The organism is Limosilactobacillus mucosae (genome assembly GCF_013423865.1).
Classification (GTDB): domain Bacteria; phylum Bacillota; class Bacilli; order Lactobacillales; family Lactobacillaceae; genus Limosilactobacillus; species Limosilactobacillus mucosae.
In genome coordinates, this window is record NZ_CP058954.1 from 1873807 (window position 1) to 1894520 (window position 20714).

The window sequence follows — 20714 nt, forward strand, 5'->3', positions numbered from 1 at the left end:
TAAGCTATCACTTAAATTTATTAAGCTATTGGATATTATAACAAAGGTGGTTAAGGTCGGATGAGTTTAAATCTTTTTCGTAAAGAAAGCCTCTCACGCTACCTCAAAGCCGATAACAAATTCGTCAAGTCGCTGTCGGCTGGCGATTTGATGGCCATGGGGATCGGTGCGGTCATTGGGACGGGGATCTTTATTTTACCTGGGACCGTGGCAGCCAACGATGCAGGGCCTGGCGTCTCACTGTCGTTTCTGGCGGCAGCGGTTGTCTGTGCTTTAGCGGGAATGTGCTATGCTGAGTTTTCTTCTGCCATGCCGGTTGCCGGTAGCGCCTATTCTTATGGTAACGTGGTCTACGGTGAATTTATCGGTTGGATCATGGGCTGGGCGCTGGTATTGGAATACATGCTGGCAGTCGCCTCGGTTTCAACTGGCTGGGCAGCCTACTTCAATTCACTGCTGGCCAGCTGTGGAATCAATATCCCCAAAGCACTGTCTGGTCCTTTTGATCCTGCACATGGCACCTATGTCAACATTGTAGCAATCATCATCGTTTTACTGATTACCTGGATGCTTTCATTTGGAATGACTTCATCGGTTCGGGTCAACAACATTGCCATCGCGATCAAGATTGCAATCATCGTTGCCTTCATCGTTGTTGGGGCCTTCTTCATCAAGAAAGCCAACTACCAGCCATTCCTTCCATATGGTATGCATGGGGTCTTCAAGGGGGCAACGACAGTCTTCTTTGCCTTTTTGGGCTTTGACTGTATCTCAAGCTCAGCTGCCGAAGTCAAGAATCCGCAAAAGAACATGCCAATCGGAATTATCGGGACACTTTTGGTCGCTGCCGTGCTTTACATGGGCGTTTCAATCGTCTTGACTGGGATGGTTAAGTATACCAAGCTTGACGTTGCCAATCCGGTTGCCTTTGCGCTGCAGGCCGTTCACCAAGACTGGCTGGCTGCCCTGCTTTCAATTGGGGCACTGATTGGGATGGCAACCATGATGTTTACCATGATCTACTCTTCATCCCGTTTGATCTACTCTATCAGTCGTGACGGTCTCTTGCCATCATTTTTGAACAAGCTGGATGCTAAGACCAGCACGCCGAAGATCTCACTTTGGATCGTCGCAGCGATTATCGCCGTGATGGGTGGGCTGGTTTCCCTGGATCGGCTGACTGATCTGGTTAATATCGGTACATTGCTGGCATTTACGCTGGTTTCATTTGGGATCATTCCATTGCGTAAGCGCAAGGACATCGGCAACCAAGGCGGCTTCCGCGTTCCTTGGTTCCCCGTTTTGCCAATCATTTCTGGCTGTGCCTGCCTGTTCATGATGTCGTTCCTTTCCCTTGATACTTGGATTGGGGCCGGCATCTGGTTCTTAATTGGTTTGGCACTTTACTTTGGCTACGGCTATCGTCATAGCAAGCTGGCCACTGAATAATAAACGTCAATCAAAAAAGCTGATCGAAATTTTTCGGTCAGCTTTTTAGTTACTTTTTAAACATCTTAAATTCCAAGAACAGGTCATTATAGGTGCCAATGTCTTTTAATGGCAAGTCATGATAAACCTGCAGATGCTTCATTGTTTGTTTTGGCGGATAGAAAGCCTGGTTGCTGGTAACGCTCTTTGGCAGATACTTTTTGGCAGCCTTATTTGGCGTTGCATAGCCGATATATTCAGCATTTTGCGCGGCATTCTTGGGATCCAGCATGAAATTCAAGAATGCATAGGCTGCTTTTTTGTTTTTAGCCGTTTTGGGAATCACCATGTTGTCAAACCAGATGTTGCTGCCCTCGCTTGGTACGAGGTAGTGGAGATGTGAATTGACACTGATCATTTCACTGGCTTCCCCAGAATAGGTAATGCCGACTGCCGCTTCGTTTTGTTCCATGTACATCTTCATTTCATCGGCAATTACGGCCTTGATGTTGGGCGTCAGCTGATCAAGCTTATCAGCGGCTTCACGTAATTCCTTGGCGTTGGTCGTGTTGACGGAATGATGCTGAGTGATCAGTGCCACTGCCATCGCATCACGGGCACTGTCGATCATCATGATATTGTTTTTGAGCTTAGGTGACCAAAGCTGGCGCCAATGTGAGACATCTTTACGACTCACCTTTTGATCATTATAGACTATCCCCAACGTCCCCCAGAAATATGGAATTGAATAGCGATTATGCCGATCGAACGACAGATTTAAAAACTGCGGATCGATATATTTGAGGTTCGGCAGCTTGCGATGATCAATCGGCTCTAACAGATGCTCTTTTTTCATTCGCTGAATGGTGTATTCACTTGGAACGGCAATATCATAATGCGTACCGCCCTGGCGAATCTTGGTCAGCATCGCCTCATTGCTGTCAAAAGTCTCATAATCGACATGATAGCCGGTCTCATGCTCGAACTTGGTAATCAGCTGGGGATCAATGTAGTCGCCCCAGTTATAGATCGTCAAGGTTTTATTGCCGCCATCGTTTGCTTTTTGGTTTAGCAGCTTATTGCACCCAAACAGCGCACCGCACAGCAGCAGGATGCCAATGGCAAAGCTCAGCAGTTTTTTCATTGGACATCACCTTCTTTAACCGTTACGATCTGATTTTTGCGGCTGCTGCCATGCTTGCTGATAAAGTAGTAGCCGATTACCAGCGCCAATGATACCAAGAACATCAAAGTCGAAAGCGCGTTGATCTCCAAGTCAATGCCTTGTCGCGCCCTGGAATAGATTTCAACTGACAGCGTCGAAAAACCATTGCCAGTTACAAAAAAAGTTACCGCAAAGTCGTCCAGTGAGTAGGTAAAGGCCATAAAGTATCCCGACATGATCCCTGGAGCAATCGCCGGCAGCATTACTCGCGTCAATGACTGCCATGGACTGGCCCCTAGATCCGCGGCTGCATCCAGCAGAGTGGGCGAAAGTTCATCGATTTTGGGCAGAACCATCAAAACCACAATCGGAATCGAAAAAGCAATATGGCTGAGCAAAACGGACCAAAAACCAAGCTTCATACCAATCACCGTAAACAGAATCAAGAAACTGGCCCCAATAATAACGTCTGGTGAAACCATCAAAACATTATTAAACGAAAGCAGGGTGTTCCGCATGGCATTCTTGGTTCGCTTAATCGCCAGCGCCCCCATCGTTCCGATAATCGTAGCCAAAAGCGCTGACAGCAAGGCAACGATCAGCGTATTGATCACAATGGTAATCATTCGTGTATCTTGCAACAGCGTCTGATAGTGCGTCCATGAAAAGCCTTGATACTTTTCCATCGTTTTGCCAGAACTGAATGAAAAGCCAACCAGATAAAGAATCGGCAAATATAAAATAATAAAAACGATTACTAAATAGATCGCGCCCCAGTTAATTTTATGCTTCATTTAGCACGACCCCCCTTTTTCTTTTGCCGATCACCAGTTGCAAACATCACGATGAACATGGCAATGATCAATACCACACCGATCGTTGAACCCATGCCCCAGTTCTGCGTTGTCAAGAAATGCTCTTCAATTGCCGTCCCTAGAGTAATTACACGATTGCCGCCAATCAGACGCGTAATCATGAACAAGGAAAGCGATGGAATAAAGACTGCCTGTACCCCAGCCTTAACCCCAGGCATCGTCAATGGCAGCTCAACGTGCATAAACGTCTGCCAAGAGCTGGCGCCCAGGTCACGACTGGCATTGATCAACGAAGAATCGATCTCGGCCAGTGAGTTAAAGATTGGCAGAATCATAAACGGGATCTCAATGTAGGCCGCGACAAAAATAAAGCTGGCATCAGTAAACAGAATCTGGTGGCTGCCCAGACCGACAAACCGCAAAAACTGATTGATCGAACCGTTTTGACTAAACAGTCCGATAAAGGCATAGGTCTTCAAAAGCAGGTTGATCCAAGTTGGCAAAATGACCAGCAGCAGCCAAAACTGACGATTCGGTAGCCGGTTGATCACATACGCTGCCGGATAGCTGATCAAAAGCGTGATCAGCGTGATCAAAAACGCGTACCAGACCGAATTGAACGTCATCCTTAAATAAACATTGGAAGTCAGGTAGCTCTGATAGTTGCCAAACGTGAACTGGCCGTTGATGTTAAAAAAGGATTGATAAAGAATCAAGACCAACGGCGCCACGACAAACAGTACAATCCACAATGCATAGGGAACGACAAACCAGATTTTTTGCTGTTTCAACGTTCATCCTCCTCATCATCACCTTCGTAACTGTCCAACCGTGCATCAAAGGCCGCTTCGGTTTCATGATAGCGCATGATGTGGATGTCTTCGGGATCAAACGTGATGCCGACTTTTTCACCCACTTTCGTTTTATGAATCGAATTGATCTTCCATTCGTGTCCTTCCTCGTCATGAACCATGATCTGATAGTCAACACCCCGGAATAGCTGCGTATCGACCGTTGCAACCAGCTTTCCCTGATCAACGGTCGTAATATCCAGATCCTCGGGGCGCAAGACGGCTTCGACCTTTTCATTTGGCTTCATGCCGGCATCAACGCATTCGAAATCATGACCATTGATATTGACCAAAAAGTCTTTTTTCATAATCCCAGGGACAATGTTGCTCTCGCCAATAAAATCAGCCACAAAATGATTCAACGGCTCATCGTAGATATCAACCGGCGTACCGCTCTGCTGAATCATACCATCATTGATAATAAAGATCTGGTCGCTCATTGCCAGTGCTTCACCTTGGTCATGCGTGACAAAGATAAAGGTGATTCCCAAGCGGCGCTGCAAAGCCCGCAGTTCAGCCTGCATCTCCACTCGCAGCTTATGGTCAAGGGCAGAGAGCGCCTCATCCAACAGCAGCACTTTAGGACGATTGACGATCGCGCGAGCAATTGCAACCCGCTGCCGCTGACCACCAGACATTTCTGTGATTTCACGCTCGCCATAGCCGTCCAGCTGCACCATATGCAAAGCATCCTGTACCCGCTTGGCAATCTCTTCTTTGGGGATTCGTTTGATTTTTAAGCCAAACGCTACGTTTTCAGCAACGTTCATATGTGGAAAAAGCGCATAGTCTTGAAAGACCGTGTTTACTTGTCGTTGATTAGCAGGAATATCATTGATTCGCTGGCCGTCAAAAATAACGTCGCCACTGGTAGCATCGTCAAAACCAGCAATAATTCGCAGGATCGTAGTCTTTCCTGATCCTGAAGGGCCTAGCAGCGTGTAGAACTTACCGGCCTCAATCGTAAAGTTGATGTCGCGCAGCACAAGGTTATCATCATACTGCTTACTGACATGCCGAAATTCAATTACTTGATTGGTCACGATGTTCTCCTTTTCATCTTTTATTTCCGCGAATTTTTCACGATTACAGCAAACTCAATTATACGCCGAAAGATACTTATCTGTCGCCTTTCAGAGCAAATTAATTCGATTAGGTTTCACGTGGAACATGCTGGTTTGGTAAATCATCCGCTGACTGATTATTTTAGTGTTGATTTATGTTTTTAAAAGTTTTTATTATTTTTATAACTTTTCATTCAAGATGAGTTATCCTATAAAAGCTGATTATAAATAAATAATTTTTCGGTAAGAATTTTATTTTAGGGAGAGAAGAGAATTGAAAAAATCCATTGTTATCACCTCCGCCTTAATATCATGCTTTCTGCTGACCGCGTGCGGCAGTCAATCGTCATCCAGTAAAGAATCAAGCAGTACGGCAGCCCAAAGCAGCACCGCCAAGTCATCATCCAAAAAGTCTAGTCATTCTGACAGCCAGATTCAAAAAGCGAGTAGTAGCTCAGACAGTTCCACCACAGCTTCCAGTACTGCCAAAACAGCCAAAGTAGATGATAAAACGACCGGTGTCATGCTGGCACTCTTGGTTGAGCCTGACTGGTTCAAAGAATATATTGGCAATGATTTCTTCTGCTACAGTCCAGCCGGCGAGAATCCAATCAATGACGCGGTTGCCGACTACAGCTACCTTACCGCAAACGGCGATCCAACCAGTTTTCTTTACTACAAGGTTGATGGCGATACCGTTACCTACAAAATGTGGGAAGTCAGTGATTCGGAAAACGTAGCGGATGGTCATTTTGAAACTAAGACCGTTTCCCTCTCAAATCTGGAAAAAGACTACTATGTCACCCAGAGTCAAAAAGATGAGGTCAACAGCTATGTTAGCCAGTTGAGAAGCGAAGCCGACTATCTGAATCAGAATCAATAGTCTTCAATCAGCGCGGCAGCTTATATGACGCGCTTTTTGAGTACGCAAAAAGCCGTGACCCAGTTAGGATCGCGGCCTTTACTCTAGATATTCAGTTTGAAATGGCAAAAATTAGATGAATTGAATCCCGCCATCGATTTGAACGGCTTGACCAGTCATGTAGTCGGACTTGGTTGATGCCAACCAGGATACATAGTTGGCCACGTCAGCAGGCGTTTCCACTCGACCCAGCGTAATGGAGCCAGAGTACTTCTTAAGGTAGTCGCCCTTGTTACCACCCCATGCTTCAACCATCTTTTCATCGATGTAGTCCCACATGTCAGTGCCAACGATACCTGGGCAGTAGGCGTTGACCGTAATGTGCTCACGACCAAGTTCCTTAGCAGCAGCCTGCGTCAAGCCACGAATGGCAAACTTGGATGCAGAGTAGGCACCCAGCATGTCAAAGGCAATGTGACCGGCGATACTGGAGGCGTTGATAACCTTGCGGATCTTGTCGCCATCGTCCTGCTTGCGGAATTGAGCAGCGGCGGCCTGCATCCCAAACAGTACTGAGTAGACGTTGACATGGAAGATCTCGTCCATGTCAGCTTCGGTTTCATCCTTGAGCAGCTTGATCTGAGCAATTCCGGCATTATTTACGTACGTGTCCAGACGGCCGAAGTTGTCAACAGCAGCCTTAACGAAACGTTCGTGGCTTTCTTTCTTGGATGCATCGCCGGCTACAGATACGACCTTGCCTTCGTACCCTTGAGCGTTCAGTTCTTCAACGGCTTTCTTGCCGGCTCCTTCATTGCGGTTGGCGATTACGACATAATAACCGTCCTTAAGCAGCTGATCCGTAATTCCGCGGCCAATCCCACGGTCTCCACCAGTAACGACCGCAACGCGTTTTTCTTCAGTCATATCATTACCTCCATTTTTACAAACCAAATATGTAACAAGTTCATCTTATCACTAAAGAAAGCGCTTGATCAATTAATTTGTATACAAAATCACAAGCGATAACCTTTATAAATGCCGTGTATTTCCTTGATTTTTCAACTTGCAAAACGACAAATGGGACGTTCACGGATATCATTAATGAATATTTGCACATAAATCAACCAACTCCTCCTAATGAAATGAGATATAATTTGGTTGAATTCAAATTTTATAAGTAAGGGGGCAGTGCTGGTGATTAGCAATGATGAAAAGAAAAAAATTTTGCATCGGCGCTGGGCAATTACGGCGTTCATCGCTGTCATCTTTATCACTGCTATGGAGTTATGGTCGATTGTCTTTGCCATCTTTTTTATGTTTCTGGTAATTGTTCTTATTTTTTGGTTCTTTGAATGGATTACCGGCGCAGATCTTGACAGCCATAACGTTGACGAGATGAATAAAAAACGTAAAGAAGAAGGATTGCCGCCAGCCCATTATCAAGATGAAGAGATGGACGATCATGATGATGTATCTGATACGCTATGGGACATCTATACTGCAGATCAGCTATCCCACCATCATCATGACGATTATGATGACAACGATGATAGATACTAAACTTTGATGTTTGCCACATCAATCTTTCCATATAAGCTAGCGATTATTCAGCTAGTGTCAAATAATTGCTGAGCCACATCCCAGAAAACGTGAGAATGTTATAAAATATTCACTAATTAATAAGCATAAGTGCTTAGCGTGATTTGGGGAGGTTTTGCCAATGAAAAACAATCAATTTGCCATGATGAGTCTGCCTTTTGAGCAGCAATGCCATGAACTCCAGACCATTCATCTTCTAAAAGCAAGCGAGAGCAGCACGCTTACGCCTAATCAAATGTGGCAGACGCTGTTGGAAAGAATCAACTGCAGCTGCACTTCTGAACCGGCATTGAAGCGTTGGCGCCAAGACGTTTTGGCAACGCCTGAGCTGAGCCTGGATGACTGGTTGGCAAGCAAGCAGCCGCTTAATGACGAGGTTTTCTATCTTGTCGGCCTGCAGCTGTTAGAATTTGAACCAGCAATTGACTTTTCAATTACTGATCCATTGGCGGCGATGGATCAGATGCAGCTTTTGCACCGTCATTTTGAACAATGGACGACCGCAGACGTGATTGCCGCATTCTATGATCTTTTGAATACTCATACCAAAAATGGCCAAACGCTGCTGGATGCGCTGACGGCTCAAGGTTTGCTGAAATGGACTCACAAGCTGTCAGCCAATCAAAAGCCAATCTTTTTTAATGGCAAGTCGCTCGCCGTTTTTGATCCGCACGATTTCATCTATGAGGTCGTCTACGTGGAGACCGATGTTGATACTGACTTTGACGATCAAGCCGATTTGGTAAAAGTTGAAATCATGCGACCTGCTGAATCCAATCAAGGGTTAAAAGTCCCCGCCGTCTTTACCGCCAGTCCATACAACCAGGGAACCAATGATGAATGGGGCGTAAAAGCAACCCATAATGTTAATCAAGCTTTGAGTCATAAAGAACCAGATCAGGTCTCACCTGCTGAGCCAACGTTTAATGTCCATCCACGTCATCAGATGATTAAGGGGTCCGCAAAAGCTACTGAAACCTTTAGTCAGACGCCAGCCTATACGCTAAACGACTATCTGGCTCCCCGCGGTTTCGCCTCTGTCTACTGTGCCGGAATTGGAACCAGAGATTCTGATGGTCTGCAGACATGCGGCTCGCCAGAACAGGTTGAATCGATGCAGGCTGTAGTTGAGTGGCTGCACGGCGACCGAACGGCTTTTTCCGATCGCACCAGCGGATTGGCTGTCAAGGCAGATTGGTGCAATGGCAATGTAGCCATGACAGGCCGTTCTTATCTGGGGACACTTTCAACAGCCGTTGCTACAACTGGTGTTAAAGGACTTAAAGCTATCATTAGTGAAGCCGCCATTTCCAGTTGGTATGACTATTATCGTGAAAATGGCCTGGTCAGAGCAGCCGGTGGTTTTCAAGGCGAGGATGCCGATACGCTGGCAGCCGAATGCTTTAGCCGTACCAAGCGGCCTGGCGACTATCGGCGAGTTGAGCAGATCAATAATCGCTATCTGGCCCAGATGAATCTGGCAATGGATCGTCAAACCGGCAACTACAATGATTTTTGGGAACGACGTAATTATCGGAAACAGATCGATCAAATCAAAGCCAGCGTTATGATGGTCCATGGGCTCAACGACGACAACGTTAAGCCAAGCAACGTCAAAGCTCTTTATGACGGTTTGAAGAAAAATGCAGCCAACAGCAAGCTGATCCTGCATCAAGGCAAGCATATCTACATTAATGCTTTTCGCTCGCTAGACTTTACCGATATGGTGAATCTCTGGCTTTCTAATAAACTTTGGGAAATCGATAACCATGCCGATGATCTGCTGCCAGCCGTATTAGTTCAAGATAATGCCACCCCTGAAACCTGGACAGCCTACCAAAACTGGGATGAAGATCACAGTGTCAAATTTTATCTCAATGTCCACCAAAAACTGAGTGAAAAAGAGCCATTGGTAACGCCAACTCGCGATTTTACCGACTATCAATGGCAGACTGAGATTTATCAAGATTGGTGTGCTCATCCTGCTCATTGGAAAGAGGCATTGTTAAGCGAGAAGAATCGTTTCAGTCTCAGCTATCAGACCGCACCGCTGACTGATGATTATCTACTGCGCGGCACGCCAACTGTAAAATTGAGAGCTGCTAGTGATCATGATCATGGCGTGCTTTCCGTGTTTCTGATCGACCAGGGATCGGCCAAGCGTCTGACCGAGAATCCTGTCTTATTAAGCCGTAATAGTCTTTCACTGGGCTATCACTGGAAATATGATGATCTGCGCGAATTCAGGCTGCAAAATGAGCCTACGCCTTACAAAGTGATCTCCTATGGTCATATCAATCTGCAGAACCCCCATGATCCGGCCATCACGGAGCCGCTCTATCCAAATGAGTTCGTGGATCTCACCTTGCCGCTGCAGCCCGTTTTCCATCGACTGTTAAAAGGCCATCAATTGCGGCTGGTAATCTGCGGTACCGACTATGAAATGACTCTGCGCGGCAATGAAAAGATCAATTATCAGATCATGACCGAAAATTCAGCCCTTTTTTTGCCTGATTTTGAAAAATTATCATAGTTTTTCTGTCATATTATCCAAAGCGGCAGTGTTTTTGGTTTACGTCATCTAATAAAAAACGTAAAATAGTTTTTAAACCATTTATTTAGCGTTTATATCTGAGAGAATGGGAGTTGACGATTTTGAAACAAGGTACAACGATTTTAACCCTTGATAACGGTTATCATTTATGGACCAACACGCAAGGTGAAGGTGACATTCATCTGCTTGCACTGCATGGTGGCCCTGGCGGCAATCATGAATACTGGGAAGATGCCGCCGATCAATTAAAAAAGCAGGGACTTAACGTTCAGGTTCACATGTATGACCAATTAGGCTCTTTGTATTCTGATCAGCCAGACTATTCTGATCCTAAGATTGCCGACAAGTACCTGACTTACGAATACTTCTTGGATGAGGTCGAAGAAGTACGTCAAAAGCTGGGGATCGATAATTTCTACTTGATTGGCCAAAGTTGGGGCGGACTGCTGGTTCAAGAATATGCCGTTAAATACGGTCAACACTTGAAGGGTGCCATCATCTCCTCAATGGTTGATGAAATCGATGAATACGTTGCTCATGTCAACAAGGTTCGCGAAGACGTCCTGCCAGCTGAAGAAGTTGCCTTCATGAAGGAATGCGAAAAGAACAACGACTATGACAACGATCGCTACCAAGCCGACGTGCAGGTCCTTAACGAAAACTTTGTCGACCGCAAACAGCCATCCAAGCTCTACCACGTCAAAGACCTTGGCGGCACGGCTGTCTACAACGTCTTCCAGGGCGATAACGAGTTCGTGATTACCGGCAAGCTCAAAGATTGGCACTTCCGCGATCAATTAAAGAACATTAAAGTGCCAACCCTGCTGACGTTTGGGGAACATGAAACCATGCCTTTGGATACTGCCAAGACCATGGAAAAAGAAATTCCAAATGCTAAACTGGTTACCACGCCAAATGGGGGTCATCACCATATGATCGACAACCCTGACGTCTACTACAAGCATTTGGCTGACTTTATCCGTGAAGTCGAATCTGACACTTTTAACAAATAATCAAAGAGACTGGGAAAAAAGTCTCAAAACAAAAGAATCGCTAGGAACCACGTTGCTGAAAACGTTGATTTCTAGCGATTTTTAATATTACTATTCTCTAAAATTCATCTGAAAATATAGTTTTTTCCCAGCCTCTTTTTGACTATGGTCGTTTTTGTGCAAAATCAGTTTCCGGCTGTTTATTCGTCCTGCGTTTTTCGGGATGACTGGCCAGATACTGATTGCCCCAGTTATGCATGGTTTTTAAGATTGGATCCATGCTTTGGCCTAGCTCGGTCAGACGATACTCAACACGTGGCGGTACTTCTGGAAAAGCTTGGCGCTGCACGATTCCATCAGCCGCCATCTCATGCAGGCTTTGGGTAAGCATCTTTTGGCTGATGCCGGCAACGCTATGCTGCAGCTCACTGTATCTTTCACTTGGATGCAACAGCAGTTCACGCATGATCAGAATCTTCCATTGACTGTTCAGCAGCGAAATCGTGGTTGCAACTGGGCAGCTGCCATCCTGAACTAATTTTTTCGCCAAAATAATTTCTCCTTTTCCTTTGACATCTCACTATTCTTACCGTTTAGTGCGTAGCGAACTTAAAAGTCTGTACTTACTAAAAGTAAGGTTTAGTCTTATTATAAACTACAACGATACAAGAAAACAGACTTTGGAACCAGGAGGATGAAGAATATGGAAATTACAATCTTTGGTAAAGGCAACATGGGTCAGGCAATCGGCAAGAACTTTGCTGAAGCTGGCAACAACGTTCAATACTATGGCTCAAAAGATACCGCTCAGCAACTCGGCGACATCGTAGTTATGGCCGTACCCTATCCAGCACTGGCGGCCCTTGCCAAGCAGTACCAAGCTGAACTGGCTGGTAAAATCGTTGTTGATATCACCAATCCATTGAATTTTGAAACCTGGGATGAATTAGTCGTTCCCGCTGATAGCTCAGCTGCCCAGCAATTGCAGGAGTTGCTGCCTGAAAGCAAGGTTTTAAAGGCTTTTAACACTAATTTCGCGGCTACTTTGCAGAGCGGCAAAATCGGCGAGCTGCCGACAACGGTCCTAGTTGCCGGCGATGATGAAGATGCTAAGGAAACTTTTAAATCAGCATTGGCATCCAGTGCACTGCAAGTATTAAATGCTGGTAAGCTCAAGCGGGCTCGGGAGATGGAAGCAACCAGCTTTCTACAGATGACTCTGGCTGCTAGCGAACAGATTGGCTGGGACGGCGGTTTCGGCGTTGTTGGCACTAATAAATAAAAATTTCTTATAACGGTTCCGCGCGTTATCTCGGCAAAGTCAGGTAGCGCGTTTTTCAATATTTTGTCATAAAATGTTTTGCGGTACAATTGAAACGTTGAACGTTGAGGGTATGATCGTACACAGGAGGATTTTATGATTAAGAACTATATTTTCGACATTGATGGCACCTTAATCAATACGATTGACATGTATATGCCGGCAATGATCGAAATCTTGGAGAAGCACGGCTACCATACTGATCCGGCCGATGTTGAGCAAAAAAAGCATGATCTGTTTGGTATTACCGGGATGGATGCCTTAAAAATTGCTGGCGTAGCCGATGACAAATTGCGTCGCCAAATGCAACAGGAATGGTTTAAGCTGGCTTATCAACGAGAGGATCGTATCCAGGTTTTTGATGGCATTCCAGAAACTTTGCTAAAATTGTCGCAAAGTCCCGACATTCAAATCGCAATTGCCACTTCCAAACTGCGTGATGAGTACGATCATCATTTTGCCAATCTATTTGCCTTTGCCAAGCTGTTTGACATTGTCATCACCTCCAATGATACCGATCGCCATAAACCTGACCCAGAGCCGGTTTTGGCAGCATTAGATCAAATGCATGCCGCACCTGAAACTGCCGTCTATGTTGGTGATACGATAAATGATGAAAAGGCCGCACACGCCGCTGGGGTTAAATTTGCCGCAGCACTATACGGCGCCGCTACCCCTGAAAAGATCATGGACGGTGACTTTTTGCTTCACCAGCCGACTGATTTGTTGAACATTTAATCATAACTGCACTGTTTTCGGCACATGCCAAAACGGTGCTTTTTTATACCAAAATAGGCAGCCAGTCCCTGTATCAGCTTACAAAGACTGGCTGCCTAATGATTTTAGCGATATATTTTCAATTTAATTTAACGATGATCAGTTCATTCCGAGCCGTGTCTTAACCATCTTTTCTACTTCATCGGCCGTGTAGCACAGGTTGATGGCATCGTTGGCCCACTTGGCACATTCCTTGGTATCCAGATCCTTCATCATGCTCCGCGTCCGCAGAATCGAGCTGGCACTCATGGAGTACTCGTCCAGCCCCATGCCTAGCAGCAGCGGCATGGCCAGCTGATCGCCCGCCATTTCGCCGCACATAGCTGCCTTGGTGTTGTTGGCGTGAGCAGAGTCAATCACATGCTTGATCAGCCGCAGAAAAGCTGGATTGAGTGGCTGATACAGGTAGGAGACCGCGTCATTGCCCCGGTCGGCCGCAAAGCAGTACTGAATCAGGTCATTGGTCCCGATACTGAAGAAGTCGACCTCCTTAGCTAATTGATCAGCATACAGCGCCGCCAGCGGTACTTCGATCATCATTCCGATCTTGACGTTGTCGCCTAGACCCGGGTGATCCTTTTGCAGCTCATCCTTGCATTCCTGGTAGATTGCCTTGGCCTGACGCAGCTCAGCCAGGGTCGCGATCATTGGGAACATGATCTCAACGGGACCAAATTCGGAGGCCCGAATCAAGGCGCGCAGCTGCGTCTTGAAGATGTCAGGCCGGTGCAGGCAGATTCGAATTGCCCGGTAGCCCAAGAACGGGTTCATCTCTTCGGGCAGCGGCAGGTAGTTCAGCGGCTTGTCGCCACCAATGTCCAGCGTCCGCACGACGACCGGCTTGCCCTGCATGCCCACGACTGCTTTTTTGTAGGCTTCAAACTGCTCGTCTTCGGTTGGCAGGTGATCGCTGCTCATGTACAGGAATTCGGACCGGAACAGACCGACTCCATCGGCCCCCTGCTTGACGGCATCAGCCACGTCATCGGGCGTGCCGATATTGGCCGCAATCTCAAAGTGCTGGCCGTCCTTGGAAACAGATGGCGCGTCCACCAGTTGGGCCCATTCAGCCCGCTCTTTTTCAAATGAGTCCGCCTTGGCTTGATACTCATCGATCTGAGCCTGGCTTGGATCAACGATGATGTCGCCGTGCAGCCCATCTACGATGACCATATCGCCGCTCTTGATCGTGCTCGTAACGTCTTCGGCACCGACCACGGCTGGGATCCGCAATGTCCGCGCCATGATTGCCGCGTGGCTGGTCCGGCCGCCCAGATCGGTTGCCAGCCCCTTGACGAACTTGGCATCCATCTGCGAGGTATCGGATGGCGTGATCTCCTTAGCAATGATTACGACTGGCTCACTGATGGAGGCAATGTCTGGCAGCTGCTTGCCCAGCAGATGGCTCAGCGCCCGCTTGGCAACGTCTTTAACGTCAGCGGCCCGCTCCTGCATGTACTTGTTGTCGGTCATGGCGGCCAGAACATTGGCAAAATTGGTCGTTACGTCCGTCATGGCTTCTTCGGCGGAAACGTGCTGGCTTTCGATTTCATCTTTGATCTGACTCTTCATTTCCGGGTCGGACAAAATGGCGATGTGCGCGTCAAATACTTCCAATTCCTCATCGCTCAAGCGGCTCTTGGCGTTCTGCTTGATGGTCGCCAATTCCGAGATTGACTGGTCAAAAGCAGCTTCAATGCGCTGATATTCCGCAGCTGGATCATCAATCGTTTTCTTTTCAAAGCTTAAGTCAGGTTCAATAAGGGTGTATGCTTTAGCAATTCCAATACCGTCACTGGCGGCAATTCCTTTAACAGTACGTAACATATCGATTTCTCCATTCAATCAGTTTCTAGATAGCAAAAAGCGATGGATTTACACATCTCGTGTGCCATCCATCGCTTTTCATGCAAAAGAGAGTGAACCTGGGCAATGCCAGCCCAAGAAGTGTTTAGATGTAATTAGCTCCAGATGCAGTTGATCTCGTCTTTAAATTCTTGTGCCGCTGCGTGTGGATCCTTAGCTTGGGTAATCGCACGACCCGCGATGAAAGTATATACGTCAACTCCATTGAAAAGCTTCAAGACATCTGGTTTAACGCCACCAGTTACGGAAACCTTAAAGCCCATATCAATCAACTTCTTGACTTCATTCAGATCATGCTCACCCCAGGTTTGACCAGCAAACTTGGCATCACGACTTTGATGATAGACAACTTGATGAATACCATTGTCCAACCACTCTTGCGCCTGTTCTTCAGTCCAGTTTCCATACAGCTCAACTTGAACCTCAATTTCTTTTTGTGCATTGGCCATTGTTGGCGTCGTTGCAGCACAGATGCAGGTCATCCAGTCCGCGCCTGCTTCTTTGCAGACATGGCCGACATGACCGCCCGCGTCTGCCGTCTTACAGTCCGCGAGCAGAATCTTGTCAGGAGCCAGGGCTCTAAGTGACTTAACTGCCTTCATCCCTTCTTGATAGATCAGCAACGTACCTGCTTCGACAACATCGACAACATCTACAACCTGACGCGCTACATTGATAGCAGTTGGCAAATCATCAGTATCTAATGCTACTTGCAGTTTTGGCATTGACATATCTTAATACTCCTTTTAACCGTTGACTACTTGTTGAGGAATTTCTTTTCCAGATCAGAAGCCTTGACCTTTTCTTCGACTTCTTGTTGTGACATAACATTCTTAATCCCAATGACCTCACCGCCACGATCTGTAACATCCTTGAACATCTTTACAAACGGCAAGGATGTGAATACAACATCATAGTTGCGAGCAGTTCCTTTTGCCTCAGAAACAGAGGTATGGTCGCACTGAGTAATGTTAAAGCCCATCTTTTCCAATGTCTTCTTAGCAGTACGCATCAGCATCAAACTAGTACCAGAACCGTTAGCACATGCAGTCAAAACTTTCATAATTTTCCTCCTCAAGCAATCAAGCTTGTAATCATTCAGTTAGTCTTTAATATTATTGTATTTAGCTATTCGGCATCGCTTTTACCATGCAGCTTCTTCCATGCTTCATAGTCTTTCGTAACCAAGAAATATCCTTCTGGGTCTGCACGGTATTGAAGCTGAGGAATGATGATCAGGATCAAGGCAACTACCGCAATACCTACGTAGCCAAGGTACTTCATAATTACTGTGAAGAATGGCCATACCGTTGCCCAGTCGAACATGCCAAGGTAGCCACCGTAAGAAGCCATTCCGACCCAAGTTGCAATGAAAGCTGAACCAGCAACTTGAACCAGACCACTGATAAATGGACAGATCATTGCATACTTGTAACCGCCACGGTTGTTGCAGTAAACCCCAATGGCAGCATTGTCAAAGAACAGTGGTATGAATCCAGCTACCACGATCGTTGGCGAATGCATAATCAGCAGCAATCCGATCATTAAGAATTGTCCCAGTGCCCCGAACATAAAACCAATCGTTGCTGCATTTGGTGAGCCGAACCCAAGCACAGCAGCTACGTCGATACCTGGAACAGAACCCGGCAGCCAGCGATCCGAAATACCAGTAAAGGATTCCGTCAACTCATTAACGAAAGTCCGAACCCCAAGCTGCAGGATAGCAAGGTAAACAGCAAACATCAGCGAAGTCTGCAGAATGTAGAAGAAGAAGCTTTGTCCCTTTTCCATAAACCCTGCGTGAATCAAATAGGTTGGTCCCAGAACTACCAAAATAATTCCAAAGAAGAACAGCATCAAGATTGAAGTTGAAACCATATTGTCGTTAAACATCGAGAGGAATCCAGGAAGTTCGATGTCTTCCAAACGTTTATTCTCAACTTTCTTACCCTTCTTAGCTGCTCGTTTGGACAGCCATTCAGATAATTTTGCAAAGAAGAAAATCCCAAACATTTGTTGGTGAGCAATTGCAAAGTCAGCACCATCCGTCAATTCTTGGGTAATTCCAACCGTCAAGTTCGAACCAACTGCCCAGTACAGTCCCAAAACAATACTCATTACGATCAGGATTGGCAGCCGTCCCATGTGAGGAAAACAGAAGAGGAACAGCCAGAATGCCGTCGCAGCTTGTTGTACTTGGACGTTACCAGTTGTGAAAACTGAACGCAGCTTCGTATATTTTTGGAAACGAACCAGCAAGATATTAATAATGTAGGCAAACAACAACAGGAGCATCGTGTCGGCAAAGGAGCGACCAAATCGCTTCATAATCCCAACAGTTACCGCATTTTGCCCGAAGTAAGGGTCGATAACCATTGCGTGAAGGTGAAAACGATCTTTTAAGCCAACAATGATTGGTCGAAACGATTGAACCAAACCATTAGAACCCGCTACCAAGATGAAGTATCCGACCGTGGCCTTCAAAAAGCCGGAAATAACTTCATACCACTTTTTCTTTTCCAAAAGATAACCAACCAGAACGATCAGACCGATCATAAATGCTGGCTGTTGGAGGATATTTTGGGCGAAGTAGGTCCAAATTGCCATCAGGAACTTTAATACCGCATCCATACCTGTTCACCTCACATGTTGTGCTTTGCCATGACTTCATGGTAATCATCCATGTTTTTGACTTTCTTCAAGTCTTCTACCATTCCATCTTCCATCAGCATGTCTGCCAATTTGGAAATATTTTTAACATGGGTGTCATGGTCCTTAGCCGCCAGCATAAAGAACAGACGAGCATCTTTTTCGGGGTTGCCTTCTTCAAACGAAACGGTATTTGGCATAATCGTAAAACCAATTCCCGTTCCTAAGACGCCGCTGTTTTCTGCTGAGGAGTGTGGCATTGCAACACCAGGTACGATTACAATGTATGGGCCATACTTCTTAACGTCTGCAATCACTTGGTCGATATATTCATCTGTTACCAAGTTGTTCTTTTTCATGATCTCACCACTGATACGAATCGCTTCTTCCCAGTTTTGGGGATGTTTATCAGTGATGTTAATCAACCCATTTTCCAAAAAATAACGAAGCATTTTTATTCCTCCTCAACCCACCCTTGCAATGGGCTAACTAATTCTTCTCTTAGGTTTTGAAATCATTCATCCACGCTTTGGCTAAAATGAATTAGAGCAGTTCTGGGAATGGCAGATCAGGGCTGTTCTTGAATGCATCATGGAAGCCACGGTCGTACATGTATTCAAACTTGTCCTTGTCTTGTGGATAGTTGAATTCACCACCGACCTGAAGAATGTATGGCTTGAACTTGTATTGCAGGCGGTACTTCTTACGGTCCCAAAGTGCAATGATGTCTTTAGGATCCGTAAAGAAGTTTGACCAGATATCCCAGTGCATTGGAATTACGACTTTAGTGTTAAGGTCTTCAGCCATCCGAAGCACTTGAGAGTCATCCAGCTTATCAGTGATGCCGCGTGGATTTTCACCATAAGCACAAAAGGCAACGTCAATCTTGTTTTCGTTACCATGTTTTACAAAAGTGTTGGAGAAGTGAGAGTCACCGGCATCGTATAGGTTGCCACCGGAAGTTTCAAACAGGTAGTTAACGGCAATTTTGCTCATATCTTTAGGCATCGTACCGGCCAACTTAACGTTAGGATCGTCTTCCGTAACAAGTTCAGTACGGTCAAATGATTCCAATGCTTTGATCGTTACGGCACCAACCTTAACCTCATCACCAGGCTTAACGACGATGGTCTTTTCTTCGGGAATGCCCCAACTCAGCCATTCATCAACTACGCCTTGAGGACCAATGAATTTAGCGTTTGGACAATTCTTGTTGACACAGGCTGCCGTATAGATATCCAAGTGATCATGGTGCGTGTGCGTTACGCAAAGTGCATCAACATCCTTAACAGAAAATGGATCGATTACGTAAGGACGGTTACGCAGGTTTGGCTGCTGTGCCTCAACACCTGCCATCCGCATCATTTGGTGGCCTTTGCGCATCTTGCCATCGCCATGAGTATGCTTGCCAGTACCATTCCACATATCTACAACAATATTCGTGCCTTCATGCGTCTTAAGCCAAAATCCCATGCATCCTAACCACCAAGTTGCAAATGATCCTTCTGGCACCTGCTTGTTGGCAATCGTTTCGTTAAGGTAGGATCCCCATTCAGGGAAGTTATCTTTAGCGAATGCTTCTGGAGTTACATCATTAACGTTCTTTGCTGAAGCCATAATTAAATTCCTCCTTGGAAAAGCTAAAGTTCTAATTTCTTTACACTTTTATCCTAAGTCTCCGTTAAAGCGTTTACAATACGATTTTATGTTAATTTCTTATTTTTTAAGTTAATTTTCCTTTATATTAGATAAAAATCGCATATATTCAAATGAATAATTCATTTTTAGCTAAAATAAGCCATAGCAGAAACACTTTATATGTTATAATCACATTAAGATACGATTTTATATCATAGGATGCTGATAAAGATGAAGAATTCAACCAAGAACATTCAAGAACGGCAAGAAAAAATCCTCTCTTTTCTTTGCGAAAAAAAAGAAATGTCGATTAGCGAACTCAGCCAAGCATTAAACGTCTCAGAGATGACCATTCGTCGTGATTGCTCAACCCTTTCTCTACGGGGACAAATAAATCAAAAGAAGGGCATCATCACGTATATCGAGCCCAAATCAAAAGATAACCAAAGCTCACTTGAACGAATCAATGCTAGCCTCGGAAGTGAGGCCGCCAAATTCGTTAAAGATGGTGAGATCGTATTTATGAATTCAAGCTCAACCGCTTTGAAGTCATTGCCCAAACTGCTGCAAAAAAAAATCTATATTATGACTAACAATCTCCATGCTGCTGATTACATTTCAGAAAATGACAAAGCTACTTTGCTAATGAGTGGTGGTGATATCGTTAATGATCATCTAATTATGAGTGGCGATATCGCAAAGCAATCATTTTCCAGTATGAGATCCGACTGGGGAATTATTGGCTGCGCTGGACTTAGTCTAGAACATGGCATCTCGACGCCCTATCTTAGAGAAGCCGCAATCAATAAAACCATCATTAAAAATTCTCGCAGATTGATTCTGGTTGCCAACTACAGTAAATTCAATAGTTTTTCCAACTTTACCATTGGGAATATTAAAGATATCGATGTATTGATTACCGATACATTTGCCTCTGGAGAGCTTATTGCAGCTATTCGTCAAGAAGGCATTCAAGTTATCCAAGTTCCCCAGTTATAACAACCCTAGCAAAAAAAGATGAAATCCTAGAAAAGGGTTTCATCTTTTTATAATATCATTATTTTTGAATATATTTTTGATATTTTAGTAAATTTATTATAATTTAAAATACATTTTTAATTATAAAGTAT

The 20714-nt window shown here is 45.3% G+C and carries 20 protein-coding genes; 8 read left to right on the forward strand and 12 right to left on the reverse strand.

Features of this window, described 5'->3' with window-relative positions:
• Positions 1-60 precede the first annotated feature (60 nt).
• A complete protein-coding gene (locus H0G69_RS09300) occupies positions 61-1449 on the forward strand; it encodes an amino acid permease (protein ID WP_180304778.1) in 1389 nt (462 codons plus the stop codon).
• Between the two features lie 49 nt (positions 1450-1498).
• Here the strand turns inward: H0G69_RS09300 and H0G69_RS09305 are convergent, their stop codons facing one another.
• Genes H0G69_RS09305 through H0G69_RS09320 form a run of 4 tightly spaced genes read right to left on the reverse strand, consistent with a single transcriptional unit; the run spans position 1499 to position 5302 of the window.
• Positions 1499-2572, reverse strand: coding sequence for an ABC transporter substrate-binding protein (locus tag H0G69_RS09305; RefSeq protein WP_056967571.1), 1074 nt, complete (start codon positions 2570-2572; stop codon positions 1499-1501).
• Positions 2569-3387, reverse strand: coding sequence for an ABC transporter permease (locus tag H0G69_RS09310; RefSeq protein WP_034540649.1), 819 nt, complete (start codon positions 3385-3387; stop codon positions 2569-2571). The genes H0G69_RS09305 and H0G69_RS09310 overlap by 4 nt, the downstream gene beginning before the upstream one ends.
• Positions 3384-4199 (reverse strand): ABC transporter permease, encoded by an 816-nt coding sequence (locus H0G69_RS09315; RefSeq protein ID WP_006500557.1) that lies wholly within the window; start codon positions 4197-4199, stop codon positions 3384-3386. Before H0G69_RS09315 ends, H0G69_RS09310 begins: the two co-directional genes overlap by 4 nt.
• Positions 4196-5302, reverse strand: coding sequence for an ABC transporter ATP-binding protein (locus tag H0G69_RS09320; RefSeq protein ID WP_006500558.1), 1107 nt, complete (start codon positions 5300-5302; stop codon positions 4196-4198). Before H0G69_RS09320 ends, H0G69_RS09315 begins: the two co-directional genes overlap by 4 nt.
• Before the next feature lie 295 nt (positions 5303-5597).
• Here H0G69_RS09320 and H0G69_RS09325 point away from each other — a divergent pair, with 295 nt between their 5' ends.
• The gene (locus H0G69_RS09325) at positions 5598-6206 is read left to right on the forward strand and encodes an Lreu_0056 family protein (RefSeq protein WP_240164351.1); all 609 of its coding nucleotides are present in this window, start codon (positions 5598-5600) and stop codon (positions 6204-6206) included.
• A 111-nt stretch (positions 6207-6317) separates the two neighbouring features.
• Here H0G69_RS09325 and H0G69_RS09330 read toward each other — a convergent pair whose 3' ends face one another.
• Positions 6318-7112 carry an SDR family NAD(P)-dependent oxidoreductase gene (locus H0G69_RS09330; protein ID WP_180304779.1) on the reverse strand — a complete coding sequence of 265 codons (795 nt, stop codon included), beginning with the start codon at positions 7110-7112 and terminating at the stop codon, positions 6318-6320.
• A 270-nt stretch (positions 7113-7382) separates the two neighbouring features.
• Here H0G69_RS09330 and H0G69_RS09335 point away from each other — a divergent pair, with 270 nt between their 5' ends.
• From H0G69_RS09335 to H0G69_RS09345, 3 genes are all read left to right on the forward strand, one after another.
• Complete coding sequence (locus tag H0G69_RS09335; RefSeq protein ID WP_180304780.1) at positions 7383-7748, forward strand: RDD family protein; 366 nt, start codon at positions 7383-7385, stop codon at positions 7746-7748.
• 160 nt (positions 7749-7908) lie between these two features.
• Positions 7909-10320, forward strand: coding sequence for a Xaa-Pro dipeptidyl-peptidase (locus H0G69_RS09340; protein WP_180304781.1), 2412 nt, complete (start codon positions 7909-7911; stop codon positions 10318-10320).
• 122 nt (positions 10321-10442) lie between these two features.
• Positions 10443-11354, forward strand: a complete 912-nt coding sequence (locus H0G69_RS09345) for a proline-specific peptidase family protein (RefSeq protein ID WP_056967656.1) — start codon at positions 10443-10445, stop codon at positions 11352-11354.
• 142 nt (positions 11355-11496) lie between these two features.
• On the opposite strand, the gene H0G69_RS09350 is transcribed toward H0G69_RS09345, so the two are convergent.
• Positions 11497-11883 (reverse strand): winged helix-turn-helix transcriptional regulator, encoded by a 387-nt coding sequence (locus H0G69_RS09350; protein WP_180304782.1) that lies wholly within the window; start codon positions 11881-11883, stop codon positions 11497-11499.
• Between the two features lie 153 nt (positions 11884-12036).
• Between H0G69_RS09350 and H0G69_RS09355 the strand changes: the two genes are divergently transcribed.
• Together H0G69_RS09355 and H0G69_RS09360 are read left to right on the forward strand one after the other, a co-directional pair.
• Complete coding sequence (locus H0G69_RS09355) at positions 12037-12615, forward strand: NADPH-dependent F420 reductase (RefSeq protein WP_180304783.1); 579 nt, start codon at positions 12037-12039, stop codon at positions 12613-12615.
• 135 nt (positions 12616-12750) lie between these two features.
• Positions 12751-13392 carry an HAD family hydrolase gene (locus tag H0G69_RS09360; protein WP_048345752.1) on the forward strand — a complete coding sequence of 214 codons (642 nt, stop codon included), beginning with the start codon at positions 12751-12753 and terminating at the stop codon, positions 13390-13392.
• A gap of 138 nt (positions 13393-13530) precedes the next feature.
• Here H0G69_RS09360 and ptsP read toward each other — a convergent pair whose 3' ends face one another.
• The 6 genes from ptsP to ulaG form a co-directional block, all read right to left on the reverse strand.
• Complete coding sequence (ptsP, locus tag H0G69_RS09365; protein WP_180304784.1) at positions 13531-15258, reverse strand: phosphoenolpyruvate--protein phosphotransferase; 1728 nt, start codon at positions 15256-15258, stop codon at positions 13531-13533.
• Positions 15259-15392: 134 nt separating this feature from the next.
• Positions 15393-16028 (reverse strand): 3-keto-L-gulonate-6-phosphate decarboxylase UlaD, encoded by a 636-nt coding sequence (locus H0G69_RS09370; RefSeq protein WP_034540605.1) that lies wholly within the window; start codon positions 16026-16028, stop codon positions 15393-15395.
• 26 nt (positions 16029-16054) lie between these two features.
• Positions 16055-16360: a PTS sugar transporter subunit IIB gene (locus H0G69_RS09375; RefSeq protein ID WP_034540603.1), complete on the reverse strand. Its 306-nt coding sequence runs from the start codon at positions 16358-16360 to the stop codon at positions 16055-16057.
• A gap of 65 nt (positions 16361-16425) precedes the next feature.
• Complete coding sequence (locus H0G69_RS09380) at positions 16426-17928, reverse strand: PTS ascorbate transporter subunit IIC (RefSeq protein ID WP_034540601.1); 1503 nt, start codon at positions 17926-17928, stop codon at positions 16426-16428.
• A gap of 11 nt (positions 17929-17939) precedes the next feature.
• Positions 17940-18398, reverse strand: a complete 459-nt coding sequence (locus H0G69_RS09385; protein ID WP_034540600.1) for a PTS sugar transporter subunit IIA — start codon at positions 18396-18398, stop codon at positions 17940-17942.
• A 91-nt stretch (positions 18399-18489) separates the two neighbouring features.
• Positions 18490-19563 carry an L-ascorbate 6-phosphate lactonase gene (gene ulaG, locus H0G69_RS09390; RefSeq protein ID WP_034540598.1) on the reverse strand — a complete coding sequence of 358 codons (1074 nt, stop codon included), beginning with the start codon at positions 19561-19563 and terminating at the stop codon, positions 18490-18492.
• Between the two features lie 252 nt (positions 19564-19815).
• Between ulaG and H0G69_RS09395 the strand changes: the two genes are divergently transcribed.
• Positions 19816-20583 carry a DeoR/GlpR family DNA-binding transcription regulator gene (locus tag H0G69_RS09395; RefSeq protein ID WP_180304785.1) on the forward strand — a complete coding sequence of 256 codons (768 nt, stop codon included), beginning with the start codon at positions 19816-19818 and terminating at the stop codon, positions 20581-20583.
• Positions 20584-20714: the final 131 nt, after the last annotated feature.

What these genes read in the sequence shown, in the direction of transcription:
- H0G69_RS09300 (WP_180304778.1), top strand. Translation starts at nt 61, where the DNA reads ATGAGTTTAAATCTTTTTCGTAAAGAAAGCCTCTCACGCTACCTCAAA.
- H0G69_RS09305 (WP_056967571.1), bottom strand. Translation starts at nt 2,572, where the DNA reads ATGAAAAAACTGCTGAGCTTTGCCATTGGCATCCTGCTGCTGTGCGGT.
- H0G69_RS09310 (WP_034540649.1), bottom strand. Translation starts at nt 3,387, where the DNA reads ATGAAGCATAAAATTAACTGGGGCGCGATCTATTTAGTAATCGTTTTT.
- H0G69_RS09330 (WP_180304779.1), bottom strand. Translation starts at nt 7,112, where the DNA reads ATGACTGAAGAAAAACGCGTTGCGGTCGTTACTGGTGGAGACCGTGGG.
- H0G69_RS09340 (WP_180304781.1), top strand. Translation starts at nt 7,909, where the DNA reads ATGAAAAACAATCAATTTGCCATGATGAGTCTGCCTTTTGAGCAGCAA.
- H0G69_RS09355 (WP_180304783.1), top strand. Translation starts at nt 12,037, where the DNA reads ATGGAAATTACAATCTTTGGTAAAGGCAACATGGGTCAGGCAATCGGC.
- H0G69_RS09360 (WP_048345752.1), top strand. Translation starts at nt 12,751, where the DNA reads ATGATTAAGAACTATATTTTCGACATTGATGGCACCTTAATCAATACG.
- ptsP (WP_180304784.1), bottom strand. Translation starts at nt 15,258, where the DNA reads ATGTTACGTACTGTTAAAGGAATTGCCGCCAGTGACGGTATTGGAATT.
- H0G69_RS09370 (WP_034540605.1), bottom strand. Translation starts at nt 16,028, where the DNA reads ATGTCAATGCCAAAACTGCAAGTAGCATTAGATACTGATGATTTGCCA.
- H0G69_RS09375 (WP_034540603.1), bottom strand. Translation starts at nt 16,360, where the DNA reads ATGAAAGTTTTGACTGCATGTGCTAACGGTTCTGGTACTAGTTTGATG.
- H0G69_RS09380 (WP_034540601.1), bottom strand. Translation starts at nt 17,928, where the DNA reads ATGGATGCGGTATTAAAGTTCCTGATGGCAATTTGGACCTACTTCGCC.
- H0G69_RS09385 (WP_034540600.1), bottom strand. Translation starts at nt 18,398, where the DNA reads ATGCTTCGTTATTTTTTGGAAAATGGGTTGATTAACATCACTGATAAA.
- ulaG (WP_034540598.1), bottom strand. Translation starts at nt 19,563, where the DNA reads ATGGCTTCAGCAAAGAACGTTAATGATGTAACTCCAGAAGCATTCGCT.
- H0G69_RS09395 (WP_180304785.1), top strand. Translation starts at nt 19,816, where the DNA reads ATGAAGAATTCAACCAAGAACATTCAAGAACGGCAAGAAAAAATCCTC.